The sequence below is a fragment of the Acinetobacter sp. YH12063 genome, from assembly GCF_013419715.1.
Classification (GTDB): domain Bacteria; phylum Pseudomonadota; class Gammaproteobacteria; order Pseudomonadales; family Moraxellaceae; genus Acinetobacter; species Acinetobacter amyesii.
In genome coordinates, this window is sequence record NZ_VOZO01000006.1 from 128,324 (window position 1) to 147,218 (window position 18,895).

The following is an 18,895-nucleotide window of genomic DNA, read 5'->3' on the forward strand; positions in this document are numbered from 1 at the left end:
TTATTTCAAAAATATAGTGGAGTAAATGATGAACCTGTTGATGTGTCCTGTATGCCGTGAAGCATTGAAACTCACAGAGCGGACATGGCGCTGTGAAAATAATCATAGCTATGATGTTGCAAAACAAGGCTATGTCAATTTACATGTGGTTCAACATAAACACAGTAAAAACCCGGGTGATACGCCTGAATCTGTACAGGCGCGTCGAGCATTTTTAAGTGCAGGTCACTATGCACCTTTGCAACAGGCAGTAGTGGCTTTGATTCAAAAGTTACGTGTTGAAAACTTGTTGGATATTGGCTGTGGTGAAGGCTATTACACCAATGCAATGCAAGCTGAAGTATTACAGTGTGTGGGTGTCGATATTGCTAAAAATGCAGTACAAGTGGCCGCTAAACTGAATAAAGAGGTGACTTGGGTGGTTGGGACAGGGGCAACCTTACCTGTATTAGATCATTCGATTGACTTGTGTACGAGTTTATTTAGTCCTATTCCTCAAGAAGAAATCCTTCGTGTGTTAAAGCCTGAAGGGCACTTGATGGTGGTTACACCTGCGCCAGAGCATCTTTATGCAATGCGTGAAGCCCTGTTTGAAGAAGTAAAACTACATGAACCGCATAAATTTGTGGAACAACTGGCGAATGATTTTGAATTGGAAAGTGAGCAAGTGGTACAAGCGAAAATGTCACTTTCTCAGCAGGATCTCAAAAACTTAATTGCAATGACACCTTATGCCTATAAAGTGAAAGCTGAGCGTCGAGAAGCTCTAGAAAAAAATGAACAATTTGAGTTGCAAGCGCAGTATCAAATTTATCTCTTTAAAAAGAAATAATGCATTGGAAGTGATAAAAAAGCCCTCGTTTGAGGGCTTTTTTTATGCAGTATTTACTGAACTTGATCGATGAGATGATCAAGTGCGTCCGTTTTATGCTCTGCACCTTGTGGTTTAGGCTGCATTGGCGGAGGCGCAGTTCGAGTCGGTGCAAGATTGGTTTCAGTAGACCCAGGAAGGTCGTCAAAATCATTTTGCGAAGCCTGAGGCTTCGGTGCAACAGGAGCAGGACGATACAGCGGTTGAGCCATTGGTGGCGTTGCTGCACGATCTTGTTCAGGTTGACCTTGAGTCGCTTTAGCCGAATTACGGTTGATTGGATTCTTGGCATGGGTGTCTAAACGCACCCAAGCTTCAGGTGTGCCTTTAAGTGATTTCGCCATAAAATCTGACCAAATAGGCAATGCTGCAACACCACCATATTCACGGCGACCTAAAGTAGAGGGTTGGTCAAAACCGACCCAAGCCACAGTGACCAATTTTCCATTAAATCCAGCAAACCACGCGTCTTTTGCATCATTGGTTGTACCGGTTTTACCGCCTAAATCACCGCGACCAATTTTTAAAGCCGCACGACCTGTACCGTGTTGGATCACGTCACGCAAGATGTTCGCCATATCAAAGGCTGAACTTGACTTCAAAATCCGCTGAGCTTGTTTATAGTTTGCTGCTTCAGTATCGGAAATTTTTGATTCAGCGGGCTTGTTATCCTGATTGGTGACTTCAATCACTTCATCATCCGGCGTGGTCGGATCTGCAGATTCAACTTCGTCCTTTTGATTGATACATTGAATACATGCATATTCAGGATTGGCTTGATAAATGACTTTGCCATAAGCATCTTCAATACGGCTAATAAAATGGGGTTGAATACGATATCCACCGTTGGCAAAAGTCGCATAACCTGTCGCCATTTGAATCGGCAACACCTGTGGGGTACCTAAAGCAATGGTGTAGTTACGTGGAATTTGGTTTTCTTGTAAGCCAAAATCCATAAATAATTGGCGAGTACGTTCAATCCCGACGACTTGTAATAAGCGTACTGAAACTGTGTTACGTGATAAATAGAGGGCACGGCGTAGAGGTATCATCCCTAAATAGCGACCGTCAGAGTTTTTAGGCGTCCACTTGCCAATCGTAATTGGATTGTCATTGACCATGGAATACGGAGTCATGCCACGTTCAAGTGCTAAAGCATAAACAAAGGGTTTAATGGTTGAACCCGGCTGACGCCAGCCTTGTAGAGCACGGTTAAATTTAGATTGATAAAAATTATAACCACCCACAATGGCTTCAATACCACCATTATTGGGATTAAGTGCAATTAATTGACCTTGCGCTTTGGGGATTTGCACCAAAGCCCATGAGCTTTTGTCCGCATTCGGACGTAGGCGAATAATATCTTTTACTTTTACAATTTGAGAGGCTTTGCTAGGCGCATTGCCTACACTATTGGCATTGCGATAGGGGCGTGCCCAAGATAAACCTGACCATGGAACTGTCACACTACTGCCGTCTTGCATCAACACTACGATACTGGTGTTGTTGACTTTGGTTACTTCGGCAGGATAGGTGTTGGCATATGGAATAAAGTTTTTTAAGGGTTCATCATGTGCTTCTGCACCACGCCAACCATGTCGTCTATCGTAAGCTTCGAGACCCTCTTGTACAGCCTGCTCAGCATAGGCTTGGCGTTGGCTGTTGATAGTGGTGTAGACTTTATAGCCAGAATCCGTCGCTTGTTCACCAAACTTTTCGACTAATTCTGAGCGAACCATTTCGCCTACATAGGGAAATTTATTGCTGACCCCACGGTCAGGCATATCGAGATTAATTGGTTCAGCAATCGCTTTTTGATATTCAGATTGATTGATATAACCCAATTGCAACATACGTCCTAAAATCCAATTACGACGTTCTAAAGCACGTTTTGGGTTGGCTACAGGATTGTATTTTGAAGGTGCTTTAGGTAAGCCTGAAATCATTGCCATTTGAGCCAAACTTAAATCTTGCAGGCTCTTGTTATAATAAATTTTTGCTGCTGCTGCGATCCCGTAGGCATTTTTTCCTAAAAAGATTTTGTTGACATACAGCGTTAAAATTTCTTCTTTACTTAGATTTTGTTCAATTTTTCGAGCAAGGAAAACTTCGGTCAGTTTACGTTTTAAAGTACGCTCTGGAGTCAGATAATAGTTTTTTGCAACCTGCATGGTAATGGTTGAACCACCGGTTTGCACATCGGAACCGGTAATACTTTCACTGACGGCACGCCCCAATCCTTTGAAACTAATGCCGCTGTGTTCAAAAAACGAAGAATCTTCCGCAGCTAAAAAGCCATGAATGAAATGAGACGGGATTTGGTCGTACTCTACAGGGACCGAAAGTTTGCCACCATATTCTGCAATCAGCTCATTATCAGCACTATAAACCTGTAATGGTTTTAATAATGGAGCCTTTTTTAAGATGGACATTTCAGGCAAAGACGGGGCAATATAGAGATACATGCCATAGAAACCCATTGGAATTGCGACCAAAATAATAATAATGGCCAAAAAAAATGGATGAACAAGGCCTGAACAAGATAGCTTTTTCATAACAAGTAAGTTTTAATAAGAGCTAATGGCAAACTAATTGGTGGTCAGTATATCCTTTCGATATACGGATTGTTAGATGAGTTATTGTATCTGTATAAAATTATAGACCAATGCTAATTAGTGGGTTAATTTTTTTGGGGATAAAAAAATAATAGGAATTATATTGTGCTCAGGTTATATCGTAAGCCAAATAAGGGGTTAATAGGAGTAGATATTAGTTCGACTTCTGTTAAGGTTTTGGAACTTTCTGTAAAAAGTGGACGGTATTGGGTAGAAAGCTATGCTTTGGTCCCGTTACCAGAAGGAAGTGTTGTTGAAAAGAACATATTGAATCCGGAAGCTGTAGGTGACTGTTTAGAGCGCGCAATTAATTTGGCCAATACGCAGACCACTAATGCAGCTTTAGCGGTTCCAACATCGATGGTGATTACAAAAATCATCGAAATGGACGCAGATATGAACGATGATGAACGTGAAATTCAGATTCGTGATGATGCTGAGCAATATATTCCTTTCCCACTTGATGAAGCGAGCCTTGATTTTGAGGTCTTGCCGGATCGTCTATCTAATCCAAATCGTGTCAATGTTTTACTTGTCGCTACGCGTATTGAAAATGTTGAAGCGCGTGCGGAAGTTATTCAGCTTGCGGGTCTGACACCAAAAATTGGCGATGTAGAAAGCTTTGCAATTGAAAATGCATTTAAAGTTTTCTCAGATACTTTGCCAATGGGTGTAAATACCGTGGGCATTTTAGATATTGGTCATAGTATGACGACCTTATCTGTCATGCAGAATAACAAAGTGATTTATACCCGTGAGCAAGTGTTTGGTGGCAAACAATTGACACAGGAAATTCAAAATCGCTATGCATTGTCTTTCGAAGAAGCGGGTCGTGCGAAAAAAACACGTGCTTTGCCAGATGATTATGATGTTGAAGTCTTAGAACCTTTCTTAGAAGCTGTCGTGCAACAAGCAGCGCGTTCTTTACAGTTCTTCTTCTCATCTTCACAGTTCAACGAAATTGACCATATTTTATTGGCAGGGGGGAATGCCAATATTCCGGGGCTTGCAAAACTACTTCAACAAAAATTGGGTTACCGCGTCACGATTGCCAATCCATTCTTACAAATGGGTTTTTCACCTCAAATTGATATTAAAAAAATTGAAAATGATGCCTCATCACTCATGGTGGCATGCGGTCTAGCATTGAGGAGTTTTGATTAATGGCAAAAATTAACTTGCTCCCTTGGCGTGATGAGCTAAGAGAGAAACGAAAAAAAGAATTTATTGCACTTTGTATTGGGGCTTTCTTAATTGGGGTAATTGGGGTTGGTTTGACATGGTTGTATTTTGATCACAAATTAAAAGATCAAGAACAAGCGAACCAATTGATTATCAGTCATAACCAAAATTTAGATGTTCAATTAAAGTCTTTGGATGGTTTACAAGAACAGCGTAATGCCATTATTGAACGCATGAAGTTGATTCAAGGCTTACAAGGTCAACGTCCAATCGCTGTACATCTTGTAGATGAATTGGTTCGTGTGACACCTGCCAATATGTACATCACAAAATTTGAGCGTAATGGCGACAAATTTATGATCGAAGGGCGTGCAGAAAGTCCAAATACTGTTGCAGATTTACTGCGTAATTTGGAAGCGTCACCTTGGTATCGTAATGCCTTCATGAGCTCATTCCTTGTGGCTGAAGAGAAAAAAGACAAAGCGCCAACTTCTGTGGTTCCTCGTATAGAAGAATCTTATGGTGCATTTACTGTGACTGCTGATTTGGAGCAAATTGCGCAGCCGACCATTAATGATCCAGCAGCAAATGCAGGACAGTCAGCTTCATCGGCGCAAACATCTGACGCACAAACTGCAGCAACACCAACTCCGGAGGTTGCAAAATGAGTCGTGATGAATTTGAGCAATTGAATCAAGATGCTGTTGTCATTCCGAAAAAGAAAATGACTTTTGATAAGTTTGTACAGCAGTTCAATACGCTAGATCCGAATAACTATGGTAGTTGGCCAATTTCAGTCAAAATTACCTGTTGGATTTTTATCATTATTCTTGTGGCAATTTTGGGCTATTTCTTGGCGATTAAAGGCAAGATTGAAGCTATTTCAAGTGCCAATGCACAAGAACAAAATTTGTTGAATGAGTTTCGTGAAAAAGATTCAAAACTACGTAATTTGCAACAATATCAATTGCAGTTGCAGGATATGGAAGCACGTTTTAATCAACAATTAGAACAATTGCCGAAAGAAACTGAAATTCCAGGTTTGGTTGAAGATATCAACTTAACTGGTGTGAATTCTGGACTGAAATTTAAAATTATTCGTCTTGAGCCTGAAGTGAAGCAAGAATTCTTTACGGAACAACCAATTCATATTGAAGCAACAGGTGATTACCATGCCTTTGGTTCATTTGTGAGTGGTATTGCAGGGCTTTCACGGATTGTGACTTTGCATAATTTAACGATTACAGCAACTGAAAATAAAGAAAAGAACTCAGATATTCCAAAAATTGATTATGTAATTTCTGCTAAAACATATCGTTACGAAGGAAATACTGAAAGTGCTGCGAAAGCTGTAGATTCAGCAAGCACACAGGAGGCTCCAAAATGAAAATGAATAAATTGGCACTTTCTGTGATGGTTGGATTTGTTTTAGCAGGTTGTGAATCACGTATTGATGTGGTCAATCAAGAGATGGCAAATATACGCAATCAAGCGCCACTAGCGATTGAGCCTGCGCCAGATTTTGTGCCTGTCGAAACTTTTAACTATGCGGCGCACTCTTTAAAAAGTCCGTTCTTGCCAAGTTCCTTGGCAGCAGAACTTAAAATCATGGCGGGTAAACGTGTTTATCCAAACTTGAGTCGTCAGCCTCAACCTTTAGAGAGTTATGCACTCGAAACCTTAAATATGAAGGGAAGTCTGCGTAACCAATCTGGGCAAATTTTAGCTTTGATTCAGACACCTGATGGTGAAGTTGAACGTATTCAACGTGGAAGTTATATGGGGCTCAATCATGGTCGAGTGGTAAATATTACCCCGACTCAAATTGATTTGATTGAGATTATTCCGGATGGGCGAGAAGGATATGTAGAGCGTCCTAGAAGTCTCATATTAATTGGACCAGCACCTTAAGCTTAAAGGAATAAAAATGAAGAATAGTGTACAAGATTTTATTTTTGGGGATGGCAATACAATGAATCATGTGTTTCGTCAGTTTTCGATGGGGGCTGTTGCAATGGCGATGATGCAAGTTGCCAATGCTCAGGTGAGTGTAACCAATGTGGTACCAATGCAAATTCCAGGTCAAGGGACTGAAATTCGCGTGATGTTTAATGGCTTACCGCCGCAACCACAAGCTTATCAACTCGATCAACCATCACGACTGGTTTTAGACTTTGATAAAGCACAGCAAAATTTAAAACAAAGTTCAATTCCTGTTGCAACGGCTGAAGCGAGCACTGTGGATGTGAGTTCAGATGCACAACGTGCGCGCTTGACAGTGAATTTAGCCAATGCGGGTGCTTTTACCACGCGTGTTGAAGGTAATACCTTCATTCTAAAAATTAATTCTGCACAAGCTGCTAGTTCTGTTCAGCCTACAGCACAACGTCAGCAACAGGGTATCTCAAATATTGGTTTCCATCGTGGTTCTAATGGTGAGGGTCAAGTCGTTGTAGATTTACTAGGTGGAAACACACCTGTTGATGTTCAACAACAAGGCAGTAAAGTGGTGATTCGTACTTTAGGTAATAAAGTACCTGCACATTTGACTCGTCGTTTAAATGTCAATGATTTTGCAACCCCTGTTGCAACGGTTGATGCACATAATGATGGCGGCAATGGTGTAATTACCATTCAGTCGACGGGTAGCTATGAATATATGGCTTACCAAACGGATAATAAATTAACGGTGAGTTTAAAACGTCCGGAAGATAAAAATCCATTACGTCCTAAAGCCGCAAACCATTATACCGGCAAGAAGATTTCCTTAGACTTCCAAGATATTGAAGTGCGCCGTGTGCTACAACTTTTGGCTGATTTCACTGAAATCAATATGGTTGCTGCTGATACAGTACAAGGGAATATTACACTTCGTTTGAAAGATGTGCCTTGGGATCAGGCCTTAGATATCGTACTGAAAACCAAAAATTTAGATAAGCGTCGTAATGGTAATGTGATTTGGATTGCACCTGTTTCTGAATTGATCAAAGCCGAAGAAGAAGAAGCGAAAGCCTTACGCCAAAGTATTAAGTTGGCACCATTACAGACTGAATATTTAACGCTGAGCTATGCGAAAGCAGCTGAGATAGAAAAACTTATTACTCAGTCTAAAACAGCAGGGAACAGTGGTTCGTCTAATAGTAATAATGCTGATGAGGACCGTGGCAACTTATTAAGTCCCCGAGGCACAATTTCTGCAGATACACGTACAAATACACTGATTATCAATGATACCGCGCAAAATATTGATCAAATTCGTAAAATGGTGGATTTGCTTGATGTTTCAGTCAAACAGGTGATGGTCGAAGCGCGTATTGTGAAAGCGTCTACAGACTTTACCAAAGAAATGGGTGTGAAATGGGGGCTCTTGTCTCAAGGGATTAACCAAAATGACCATTTATTGGTGGGTGGGAGTGATACTACGCTTTGGGACTTAAAAACCCCGGATGATGATGGGAAATATACCATTCAACGTCCTCAAAATTTAAACGTGGATTTAGGTGTGACTACTACAGGTGCGAGTCGAATTGCGTTTGGTTTGATTAGTCTTTCTGATTTTATGTTGGATTTAGAGCTTTCTGCTTTACAAGCGGATGGTTATGGTGAAGTGATTTCCACACCAAAAGTACTGACAGCGGATAAACAACAAGCCAAAGTTGCATCAGGTCAAGAAATTCCATATCAAACCACAACGGGTACAGGTTCAAATGCGACTTCTTCTACCGAATTTAAAGAAGCTCTATTGAGTCTGGATGTCACACCGAGCATCACTCCAGATGGTAAAGTGCAAATGAAGCTGAATATCAAAAGTGATTCACCAGCAGGGTATGCCAATAATGGTGAAATTATCCTGAATAAAAATGAAATTAATACCGATGTCTTAGTCAACAATGGTGAAACTGTTGTGCTCGGCGGTATTTTTAATCAGGAAACACAAAGTAAGCAAACTAAAGTACCGTTCTTAGGTGATATTCCTTATGTGGGTCGCTTATTCCGTAAAGATATGAAAAGCGATGCAAAAAATGAGTTGCTGATTTTTGTTACTCCGCGAATTGTTAATGACAGTGTTACGAGAAATCATTAATATATTTTCAATTTAACAAAAGAAATAGGTGACTCCTTGCCAAGCAAAGAGTTTGAAACCCTACCAAATATCTATTTGGTAGGGCCAATGGGGGCAGGAAAAACAACCGTAGGGCGACATTTAGCAGAATTGTTAGGACGTGAATTTCTAGACAGTGATCATGAAATTGAACGAAAAACAGGTGCGACCATTCCTTGGATTTTTGAAAAGGAAGGGGAAAAAGGCTTTAGAAGTCGTGAAACGAATGTCATTGATGAGTTAACTGCAAAGAAACAACTGGTCTTGGCGACTGGTGGTGGTGCTGTGACTCAGCCCCCAAATCGTGAATTTTTAAAACAACGTGGTATTGTTGTTTATCTCTATACTCCGGTGGAAATTCAGTTACAACGAACCTACCGCGACAAAAATCGCCCACTTCTTCAAGTGGAAAATCCAGAGCAAAAGCTACGAGATTTATTGGCTGCCCGTGATCCTCTTTATCGTGAAGTCGCGCACTATATTATTGAAACCAATCAAGGTGCCGCGAGAGATCTTGCGCAAAAAATTTTTAATTTAATTGTTTCACAAAATATATCTCGTTAGAAAAGGTTAAATTCATGCAAACCTTACATGTTGAACTCGGTGATCGTCGCTACCCTATTTTTATTGGGAGTGACCTTAATCCACAAACTTTACTTGAGCCTTATATTCAGGGTAAACAAGTAATGATTGTCTCTAATACCACAGTTGCCCCGCTCTATTTAAAACATTATGTAGAAGCAATTGAGGCATTAGGGAAAACTGTTGCGACATGTATTTTGCCTGATGGTGAAAAGTATAAAAATTTAGACCATTTGAATTTAATTTTTGATGCCTTGCTCGAAGCAGGCTTTAACCGCGATTGTACGGTTTTGGCATTAGGTGGTGGTGTTATTGGAGATATGACCGGTTTTGCCTCTGCATGCTATCAACGCGGTGTGTATTTTATTCAAGTGCCGACGACTTTACTTTCTCAAGTGGATTCAAGTGTTGGTGGCAAAACTGGGATAAACCATCCACTGGGTAAAAACATGATTGGCGCTTTCCAGCAACCCCAAGTGGTCCTTGCGGATATGGCGCAATTAAAAACTTTGCCAGTGCGTGAACTTTCTGCAGGTTTGGCTGAAGTGATCAAATATGCGTTGTTGGGTGATGTTGAATTCTTAACTTGGCTTGAACAGCATATGGATGCTTTAGTTGCAGGTGATGCAACTTTGTTGGCTGAAGCGGTTTATCGTTCATGTGCCCATAAAGCGCGTATTGTGGCCAATGACGAAAAAGAACAAGGTGAGCGTGCGTTATTAAACCTGGGTCATACCTTTGGTCATGCGATTGAATCGTACTTAGGATATGGTGAATGGTTGCATGGTGAAGCTGTTGCAACAGGAATGGTAATGGCTGCAGATTTGTCCCATCGTATGGGCTGGATCACTGCTGAAGATTTAGAACGTACAAAAAAAATCATTTTACGTGCACAATTACCGATAGTTTGCCCTAAAATTCCGCTAGAGGAATTTTTGTCGTATATGTCCCATGATAAAAAAGTATTGAATGGGCAATTACGACTTATTTTACTGAAATCATTAGGTCAGGCCATCATCACCAAAGAGTTTGATGTTGAGTTAATGAAACAGGCAATTTTGGCAAATCAGGCAGAGTAGGTACATCATGGCAGCGCGGCAGTCTCAATGGCAAAAAGTTCATCACTACACATGGTTGGTGGGTGGAGCTGTGTGTCTGTTCGCTGCATTGGTTTTCTGGGCGATTACAGATACCAAAGAATTGGTTGAAGTTGAAAAACAAGCTGAAACTGAAGTGGATTTGCAAATTCAGCCCGAGAAAGTGGCGGCAATGTCCCATCTTGGTGCATTAAATGAAGAAGTGCGTCCGCTGGATATGACGACACGTGTGGTTGCTACAGCTCAACATGAGCCAGAATTTCGCGGCACTAAATTTATCAATGATTCTGCCAAACTTTATGGTGTTGAATTATTTCGGGTTTCTGAAGAAGATATTTTAAAAAGCTTCTTACGTAAGCAGCCTGAGCGTCACAAATTTATTTATCTACGTCTTTCTGGTGAAGACCATCCTGAGCAATACGTCATTTTAACAGGACCATATTCGTCGCAAAATGATGCCAAAGCTGCAATGTCGAGCCTCAACATCGCTTTGCCTGCTTCAATCAAACCTGAGGTTGTTGAATTTAAACAATATCAAGCATATGTGAATGACTTAGGCACGGAAGAAATGTCGTCGAGTCAAAAGTTATATGCTGTTAAATTAAAATCTGTACCTTTACCGAAAATTGATGAAGCTCAAATCGCCGCACGAAAAGCAGCGGCTGCAACGACGGTAACAACACCCACTAATGCAACGACAAGTACTACGGTGACACGCCGTGATGCTGAAGGGAATGTGATTGATGTGCAAAAATCACAAAGTAGTGTAGATGCACCACGTCCAAAACCTGCACCGGTAGAACAAGAAGTAACCGATCCTTTTAATTAGTTCTAAAATAGCGCAAGACGTCTTAGGAAAAGCTTAAACTGCACAGAAAAAGTGCATAAAATAAAAAAAGAACAATTTGAATTATTTGTTATAACTAAAAAATGCTTGTAATCAGCCATCTTAGGAGAAAATGCATCAAGTTGGCATATAAATTGCTTAATTGGTGCGTAAATTGAACTTTTCTCCCTGTTTTGGCGCGAAAATGATTCGATAAAAGTGCGAAGTCATTAATCCAGTCGTTATCCCTGATCTGAACTGCAAAAGCAGAAAATTTGACTTTTTATTCATGCATCAAAGATGAATTCGGTTTATCTTAAGGGTGTGAATAAGAAATAATTTTGCTCGACAGAACAATTCATGTGAGTAAGTTAAGACGAATCGCAACAAGAAATTAGTTTGTTAAGTGCTCGAAAGAGCTGTAAAGAAAAGAAGGGTACGCTATGCACATGCCATCGCCTAATACTGTAGCTCCCGCTCAAGGTTTATACCAACCGGATGAGTTTAAAGATAACTGTGGTTTCGGTTTAATCGCCCATATGCAGGGTGATGCAAGCCATGATCTCGTCAAAACCGCAATGCATAGTTTAAGTTGTATGACCCACCGTGGTGGTATTGCCGCAGATGGTAAAACCGGTGACGGCTGTGGTCTACTCCTTGCTATGCCAAAAGAATTTTTCCGTGAAGAAGCGAAAAAACTCAGTGACATTACATTGAGTGAAATCTTTGCTGTAGGTACGGTATTTCTAAACCTAGACCCTGCATTAGCCGCACATGCAAAACAAATTTTAACCAAAGAAATCGAAGACGAAGGCTGTAAAGTCATCGCTTGGCGTGTTGTGCCAACCAATAACGATGCGTTGGGTTCAATCGCGATGCAGTCATTACCTGCCTTTGAACAAATTATCGTGAATTGCCCAATGGGTGTTTCAGAGGTTGAATTCAACCGTAAGTTGGTGATGGCACGTCGTCGTGCAGAACAACAGCTGACTGCTGACCCATACTTCTATGTAACCACTTTATGCTCAACTGTGATCAGCTATAAAGGTTTGATGATGCCAGCAGCCATTGCTGATTTCTATACCGATCTTGCTGATGAGCGTTTAAAGTCACACATTGTTGTATTCCATCAGCGTTTCTCAACCAATACCTTGCCGCGTTGGCCATTGGCTCAGCCGTTCCGTTACTTAGCACACAATGGTGAGATCAATACCATTACCGCCAACCGTAACTGGGCGATGGCACGTACACCAAAATTTGAAAACCCATTATTGCCGGGTTTAACTGAGCTGAATCCAATCGTAAACCGTACAGGTTCGGATTCTTCAAGCTTAGATAATATGCTGGAAATCCTTGTCGGTGGCGGTATGGACTTGTTCCGTGCGCTACGCATGTTGGTTCCACCAGCGTGGCAAAACGTTGAAACTTTAGATGCGGACTTACGTGCATTCTACGAATTCAACTCGAAGCATATGGAAGCATGGGATGGTCCAGCAGGTCTGGTAATTCAAGATGGTCGTCATGCGATTTGTATGCTTGACCGTAATGGTTTACGTCCAGCACGTTGGGTAATTACCAAAAATGGTTACATCACATTGGCATCAGAAATTGGTGTTTGGGGTTATGAACCAGAAGACGTTGTGTCTAAAGGTCGTGTCGGTCCGGGTCAAATCTTGGTGATCGATACCTTTACCGGAAAAATGCTCGATACTCAAGATGTGAGTAATCACCTCAAACGTATGCGTCCGTACCGTCAGTGGTTACGTGAAAACTCAGTACGTGTGCAAGGTAGTCCAGAGCTAGAAGAATATTTATGTGATCAAGGCTTAAAAGGTGATGACCTGAAAGCTTCACAAAAAATGTTCATGGTGACATTTGAAGAACGTGACCAATTGCTTCGTCCAATCGCTGAAAGTGGTCAGGAAGCCGTGGGCTCAATGGGTGATGATACGCCAATGGCAGTATTGTCTCGTCAGGTGCGCCATGTGTCTGACTACTTCCGTCAGCAGTTCGCTCAGGTTACGAATCCGCCAATCGATCCATTACGTGAATCGATCGTAATGTCGTTAGAGACATGCCTCGGCCGTGAACAAAATGTATTTGAACAAGGTCCAGAGCATGCAGATCGTCTGATCATTTCAAGCCCAGTACTGTCAAATTCGAAAATGCATCAAATCCGTACCCTTGGTCGTAAAGGTTACGAGATTGCAGATATCGACCTGAACTATGCAGAAGATGAAGGCTTAGAAGCTGCCATCGCGCGTATTTGTGAAGAATCTGCGCAAGCGATTCGCGACGGAAAAACATTGCTTGTATTGTCTGATAAGAAAATCCGTCAAGGTTTCTTACCTGCAAATGCATTGATGGCAACTGGCGCGGTTCACCACTATTTAATCAATGTAGGTCTACGTACAGATGCCAACATCATTGTCGAAACTGGTTTAGCACGTGATGCACACCAGTTTGCGGTGATTCTTGGTTTCGGTGCGACAGCGATCTATCCTTACCTTGCATATGACGTGATTAATGACTTGATCTCGAAAGGCGAATTGTTGGGTGACCCAATTCATGCGCAAGCGAACTTCCGTAAAGGTATTGAGAAAGGCTTATTGAAAGTCCTTTCTAAGATGGGTATTTCTACTGTTGCCTCTTACCGTGGCGGTCAGTTGTTTGAAGCGGTCGGCCTTTCTGATGAAGTGGTTGCAAAATGCTTTACTGGCGTACCGAGCCGTATTAAAGGCGCAACATTCTCTGATCTAGAAAATGACTTGAAAAAATTGGCAGATTTGGCGTGGAAATCACGTAAGCCAATCGATCAAGGCGGTATGCTGAAATTTGTATTCGGTAAGGAATATCACGCATTTAACCCAGATGTGATCAATGCGCTGCATAAATCTGTGCGTTCTGGTAATTATGCGGACTTTAAAGAATACGCAGAGCTAGTGAATAACCGTCCAATCGCGACGATTCGTGACTTATTCAAACTGAAAACAGATCAATCGATTGCACTCGATCAAGTTGAATCCGTAGAAGAGATTCTGCCACGTTTTGACTCGGCTGGGATGTCTTTAGGCGCATTATCGCCTGAAGCGCACGAAGCTATTGCAATCGCTATGAATACCATTGGTGGTCGCTCGAACTCAGGTGAGGGCGGCGAAGACCCTGCGCGTTACGGTACCATTCGTAACTCGAAAATCAAACAAATTGCATCTGGCCGTTTTGGTGTGACCCCTGCATATCTAACTTCTGCAGAAGTCCTTCAAATTAAAGTGGCACAAGGTGCAAAACCAGGTGAAGGTGGTCAGTTGCCGGGCGGTAAAGTGAATGGCTTAATTGCACGTTTACGTTACTCAGTACCGGGTGTGACATTAATTTCTCCGCCGCCGCATCACGACATCTACTCAATCGAAGATTTATCACAGTTAATTTTCGATTTAAAACAGGTTAACCCACAGGCGATGGTGTCCGTTAAGCTGGTTTCTGAGCCGGGTGTCGGTACGATTGCGGCAGGTGTAGCAAAAGCATACGCAGACTTCATTACCATTTCTGGTTATGACGGTGGTACAGCGGCTTCTCCACTTTCTTCAATTCACCATGCAGGTTCTCCATGGGAGCTTGGCCTATCTGAGGCGCATCAGGCGCTACGTGTGAATGACCTGCGTGGCAAAGTCCGTGTACAAACTGATGGCGGCTTGAAAACAGGTCTAGACGTTGTGAAAGCGGCGATTCTAGGGGCAGAAAGTTTCGGTTTCGGTTCTACACCGATGATCGCATTAGGTTGTAAATACCTACGTATTTGCCATTTAAACAACTGTGCGACCGGTGTTGCAACACAACAAGATCATTTACGTCAGGAACACTATATCGGTGAGCCTGAAATGCTGATCAATTTCTTCCACTTTATTGCGGAAGAAACACGTGAATGGTTAGCAGCGCTAGGCGTTTCAAGTCTGAAAGATTTGATTGGCCGTACAGATTTACTGGAAATGCTTCCGGGTGAAACTGAAAAGCATGCACACCTTGATTTGAGCGCATTACTCCAATCGCATCCTGCGGCAGAAGGTAAAGCACAGTACTGTGAAGTACAAGGCAATGCACCATTTGATAAAGGTCTCTTGGCTGAAAAAATGGTAGCTGAAATGCTGCCAGCGATTGAAGCAGGTACAGGCGGTGAATACGGTTTCACTATTGGTAACTGTGACCGTTCAATTGGCGCGCGTATTTCAGGTGAGATTGCAAAACGTTATGGCAACCTCAGCATGGAAGCGCATCCTGTTAAAGTTAAATTAACAGGGACTGCAGGTCAGTCATTGGGTGTTTGGAACGCAGGTGGTTTACACATCAGCCTAGAGGGCGATGCGAATGACTACGTGGGTAAAGGTATGGCTGGCGGTCGTATCTCGATCTTCCCACCTAAAGGTTCACCATTCCAAACGCAAAATACTGCAATCATTGGTAACACCTGTTTATATGGTGCAACAGGCGGTAAATTGTTTGCAGCAGGTACAGCAGGCGAGCGTTTTGCAGTACGTAACTCAGGTGCGTTTGCTGTGATTGAAGGTGCAGGCGACCACTGCTGTGAATACATGACAGGTGGTATCGTGACTGTATTGGGTAAAGTGGGTCATAACTTTGGTGCGGGTATGACAGGCGGTTTCGCTTATGTGCTCGACCTTGATAATGACTTTGTTGACCATTACAACCACGAACTGATTGAATTGAACCGTATCTCTACAGAATCGATGGAAGAACACAAAGAGTTCTTGTGCCGTATCTTAGATGAACATATTAAAGAAACAGGTAGTGCTTGGGCGTATAAGATCCGCAACGAGTTTGACTTCTATAGCCGCAAATTCTGGCTTGTGAAACCAAAAGCTGCTAATTTGCAGACTTTGTTGAAAACAACTCAAGCTGATCCACAATAATTCCACTACTGCAGATTTGATAGGCAGGTGTAAGTCAAACATGCTTACACCTACCCACGGAGAGAGACATGGCAGAGCGCCTAAATAATGACTTTCAGTTCCTGGATGTAGCACGCCAAGATCCAGAGAAAAAAGATCTAGTTGTCCGCAAAGCAGAATTTGTGGAAATCTATAAACCGTTTACAGCTGAAGTTGCAAAAAACCAAACGCACCGTTGCTTAGGTTGCGGTAACCCGTATTGTGAATGGAAATGTCCTGTACATAACTACATTCCTAACTGGTTAAAATTGATTGCAGAAGGTCGCATTTTCCAAGCGGCTGAATTGTGTCATCAAACCAATACATTGCCTGAAGTTTGTGGTCGTGTGTGCCCACAAGACCGTTTATGTGAAGGCGCATGTACGCTAAATGACGGCTTTGGTGCAGTCACCATTGGTAATGCTGAAAAATACATTAACGATACAGCCTTTGCATTGGGCTGGCGTCCAGATATGTCACACGTTAAGTGGACAGACAAAAAAGTTGCGATTATTGGTGCAGGCCCTGCTGGCCTTGGCTGTGCCGATATTCTTGTACGTAATGGTGTGAAGCCAGTTGTATTCGACAAACGCCCTGAAATTGGTGGTTTGCTGACATTTGGTATTCCAGAATTCAAAATGGAAAAAGATGTGATGAAACGTCGCCGTGAGATTTTCTCTGGCATGGGCGTTGAATTCCGTCTAAATACTGAAATTGGTACAGATGTGACCATTGATCAGCTACTGGCTGATTACGACGCTGTATTCATGGGTATGGGAACTTATACCTACATGAAGGGCGGTTTCGCGGGTGAAGACCTTGTTGGTGTGCATGATGCACTGGATTTCTTGATTGCCAATGTCAACCGTACGCAAGGATGGGAAAAAGATCCATCTGAATACATCAGCATGGAAGGCAAAAAAGTGATTGTTCTGGGTGGTGGTGATACCGCGATGGACTGTAACCGTACCTCGATCCGTCAAGGCGCCGAATCCGTTGTCTGTGCCTACCGTCGTGATGAAGAAAACATGCCGGGTTCACGTCGTGAAGTGAAAAATGCACGTGAAGAAGGTGTGGATTTCCAATTTAATCGCCAGCCGATTGAAATTGTAGGTGAAAATGGCAAAGTGACGGGTGTTAAAGTTGTGACTACACAGCTAGGTGCACCTGATAGTCGCGGTCGTCGTAGCCCTGAGCCAGTTCCAGGTTCAGAAGAAATTTTACCAGCAGATGCAGTATTGCTTGCCTTCGGTTTCCGTACCAGCCCTGCAGATTGGTTTACAACATCAAACATCAGTATGGATGGTTCAGGTCGCGTCATTGCTGCTGAACAGCAAGAATTTAAGTTCCAGACATCGAATCCGAAAATTTTTGCCGGCGGTGATATGGTCCGGGGATCTGACCTTGTGGTAACCGCAATCTGGGAAGGTCGCCAAGCTGCAGAAGGTATTCTTGATTACTTAGATGTTTAAGTCATGACATGCCAGTGATTGCATTGGATTTATTCAAAAAAACTCGCTTCGGCGGGTTTTTTATTTTTTGGAATTTACCTCAAATGACAAGTAAATGGATTTTGCAGATAAATACGCTGAAAAGTTGTCAGACAGCGCTTTAGAATGGTGAATTATGCAAATGTGCTAGCACATTTTGCCATGTGTGAAAGAGCTTAGGAATTACATACTGCGATCATGATCTAAATCTTAGGAAGCGACCATGACGCAAGTGACGACACAAAAAACATATCTAAATCGTCCTAAAGCCATTGGCATTACGGTACGTCGAGCACAATTCAATCCTAAAGCGATTCGCCGGCATTATTTTGCCAACTCACCGGTGATGTCGCATTTGTTGACGGCATTGTCATCGACCTTTCCCATTGGTGAGCAATTCTTTGTGCATAGCGTGCGTAATGTACGCGATAAAGTCAGTGATGAAAAATTGAAAGCTGAGATCGCGGCATTCATTGGGCAAGAAGCGATGCATTCCAAAGCCCATGCTGAATTTAACGATGCTTGGCGCAGTGAAACTTATAATTTAGATCGTTTCCAAGCATGGCTGGCGCGTAAAGACAGCTATGTAAAAAACTTACATCCAAAAATACAGTTGGCAATTACCTGTGCATTTGAACATTTTACCGCTTTGCTTGGTGGCTATATTTTAAGACATCCTGAAGTGCTCAGTACTTTAGATGATGATGCAGTGAAACTTTGGGTGTGGCATGTGATTGAAGAGATTGAGCACCGCGCGGTGGCATTTGATGTATATCAACATGTCTATGGTGATGATAAAATACGTCGCATGATTATGCGCAGTGTGACCACGGGTTTTGCAAGTCTTACGTTTTATTCTGCAACTAAGCTATTTATGCAGGATAAGAAAAAAAGTTTGCCAAAGCTGGGCGGAAATATTTTCGGGGCGTATTTATTGGCAAAAATGTTTATACAATTGACGCCTGAATATTTGTCATATTACAAAGCGGAATTCCATCCGAGCGAAATTGATTACAGTCAGATCGTGAAATATTGGAAAGAACGCCTTGCTGATAAATATCAAATGGAAAGTTTTCAGACTGAAATTACACCGCAATTGTATAGTTAATTCAAAATGTTAAAAAAGCCCGAGTTGTGGGCTTTTTTTCATGCTAAATATTTTTCGAGTAGATGAATTTAATCACAAA

At 42.1% G+C, this 18,895-nt stretch carries 13 protein-coding genes; 12 read left to right on the top strand and 1 reads right to left on the bottom strand.

Annotated features, from left to right (window positions below; translation table 11 throughout):
* Positions 1 to 28: 28 nt before the first annotated feature.
* A complete protein-coding gene (locus FTU12_RS08190; RefSeq protein WP_180021660.1) occupies positions 29 to 832 on the top strand; it encodes a putative RNA methyltransferase in 804 nt (267 codons plus the stop codon).
* 53 nt (positions 833 to 885) lie between these two features.
* Here the strand turns inward: FTU12_RS08190 and ponA are convergent, their stop codons facing one another.
* Positions 886 to 3,426 carry a penicillin-binding protein PBP1a gene (ponA, locus tag FTU12_RS08195; RefSeq protein ID WP_180073458.1) on the bottom strand — a complete coding sequence of 847 codons (2,541 nt, stop codon included), beginning with the start codon at positions 3,424 to 3,426 and terminating at the stop codon, positions 886 to 888.
* 165 nt (positions 3,427 to 3,591) lie between these two features.
* On the opposite strand from ponA, the gene FTU12_RS08200 reads away from it, so the two are divergent.
* The 11 genes from FTU12_RS08200 to FTU12_RS08250 all read left to right on the top strand — a co-directional run bounded on the left by FTU12_RS08200 (position 3,592) and on the right by FTU12_RS08250 (position 18,816).
* On the top strand, positions 3,592 to 4,650 hold the full coding sequence (locus FTU12_RS08200) for a pilus assembly protein PilM (protein ID WP_078189383.1): 1,059 nt from the start codon (positions 3,592 to 3,594) through the stop codon (positions 4,648 to 4,650).
* Complete coding sequence (locus FTU12_RS08205) at positions 4,650 to 5,336, top strand: PilN domain-containing protein (RefSeq protein ID WP_111884138.1); 687 nt, start codon at positions 4,650 to 4,652, stop codon at positions 5,334 to 5,336. The genes FTU12_RS08200 and FTU12_RS08205 overlap by 1 nt, the downstream gene beginning before the upstream one ends.
* Positions 5,333 to 6,055: a type 4a pilus biogenesis protein PilO gene (locus tag FTU12_RS08210; RefSeq protein ID WP_180114142.1), complete on the top strand. Its 723-nt coding sequence runs from the start codon at positions 5,333 to 5,335 to the stop codon at positions 6,053 to 6,055. The genes FTU12_RS08205 and FTU12_RS08210 overlap by 4 nt, the downstream gene beginning before the upstream one ends.
* Positions 6,052 to 6,579 (top strand): pilus assembly protein PilP, encoded by a 528-nt coding sequence (locus tag FTU12_RS08215; protein WP_180114143.1) that lies wholly within the window; start codon positions 6,052 to 6,054, stop codon positions 6,577 to 6,579. Before FTU12_RS08210 ends, FTU12_RS08215 begins: the two co-directional genes overlap by 4 nt.
* 61 nt (positions 6,580 to 6,640) lie before the next feature.
* Positions 6,641 to 8,752, top strand: a complete 2,112-nt coding sequence (gene pilQ / locus FTU12_RS08220) for a type IV pilus secretin PilQ (RefSeq protein WP_180114206.1) — start codon at positions 6,641 to 6,643, stop codon at positions 8,750 to 8,752.
* Between the two features lie 36 nt (positions 8,753 to 8,788).
* On the top strand, positions 8,789 to 9,334 hold the full coding sequence (gene aroK / locus FTU12_RS08225) for a shikimate kinase AroK (RefSeq protein WP_078189378.1): 546 nt from the start codon (positions 8,789 to 8,791) through the stop codon (positions 9,332 to 9,334).
* Between the two features lie 14 nt (positions 9,335 to 9,348).
* On the top strand, positions 9,349 to 10,431 hold the full coding sequence (aroB, locus tag FTU12_RS08230; protein ID WP_180114144.1) for a 3-dehydroquinate synthase: 1,083 nt from the start codon (positions 9,349 to 9,351) through the stop codon (positions 10,429 to 10,431).
* A gap of 7 nt (positions 10,432 to 10,438) precedes the next feature.
* Complete coding sequence (locus tag FTU12_RS08235; protein WP_180114145.1) at positions 10,439 to 11,278, top strand: hypothetical protein; 840 nt, start codon at positions 10,439 to 10,441, stop codon at positions 11,276 to 11,278.
* Positions 11,279 to 11,724: 446 nt separating this feature from the next.
* A complete protein-coding gene (gltB, locus tag FTU12_RS08240) occupies positions 11,725 to 16,200 on the top strand; it encodes a glutamate synthase large subunit (protein WP_180114146.1) in 4,476 nt (1,491 codons plus the stop codon).
* A 68-nt stretch (positions 16,201 to 16,268) separates the two neighbouring features.
* Positions 16,269 to 17,690: an FAD-dependent oxidoreductase gene (locus FTU12_RS08245; protein WP_078189374.1), complete on the top strand. Its 1,422-nt coding sequence runs from the start codon at positions 16,269 to 16,271 to the stop codon at positions 17,688 to 17,690.
* A gap of 241 nt (positions 17,691 to 17,931) precedes the next feature.
* Entirely contained in the window at positions 17,932 to 18,816 is an 885-nt protein-coding gene (locus tag FTU12_RS08250) for a metal-dependent hydrolase (RefSeq protein ID WP_180114147.1), read from the top strand.
* The last annotated feature ends 79 nt before the right edge of the window (positions 18,817 to 18,895 follow it).

Coding starts and splice junctions, on each gene's coding strand:
- FTU12_RS08190 (WP_180021660.1), top strand. CDS start 29: ATGAACCTGTTGATGTGTCCTGTATGCCGTGAAGCATTGAAACTCACA.
- ponA (WP_180073458.1), bottom strand. CDS start 3,426: ATGAAAAAGCTATCTTGTTCAGGCCTTGTTCATCCATTTTTTTTGGCC.
- FTU12_RS08205 (WP_111884138.1), top strand. CDS start 4,650: ATGGCAAAAATTAACTTGCTCCCTTGGCGTGATGAGCTAAGAGAGAAA.
- FTU12_RS08210 (WP_180114142.1), top strand. CDS start 5,333: ATGAGTCGTGATGAATTTGAGCAATTGAATCAAGATGCTGTTGTCATT.
- FTU12_RS08215 (WP_180114143.1), top strand. CDS start 6,052: ATGAAAATGAATAAATTGGCACTTTCTGTGATGGTTGGATTTGTTTTA.
- pilQ (WP_180114206.1), top strand. CDS start 6,641: ATGAATCATGTGTTTCGTCAGTTTTCGATGGGGGCTGTTGCAATGGCG.
- aroB (WP_180114144.1), top strand. CDS start 9,349: ATGCAAACCTTACATGTTGAACTCGGTGATCGTCGCTACCCTATTTTT.
- FTU12_RS08235 (WP_180114145.1), top strand. CDS start 10,439: ATGGCAGCGCGGCAGTCTCAATGGCAAAAAGTTCATCACTACACATGG.
- gltB (WP_180114146.1), top strand. CDS start 11,725: ATGCCATCGCCTAATACTGTAGCTCCCGCTCAAGGTTTATACCAACCG.
- FTU12_RS08245 (WP_078189374.1), top strand. CDS start 16,269: ATGGCAGAGCGCCTAAATAATGACTTTCAGTTCCTGGATGTAGCACGC.
- FTU12_RS08250 (WP_180114147.1), top strand. CDS start 17,932: ATGACGCAAGTGACGACACAAAAAACATATCTAAATCGTCCTAAAGCC.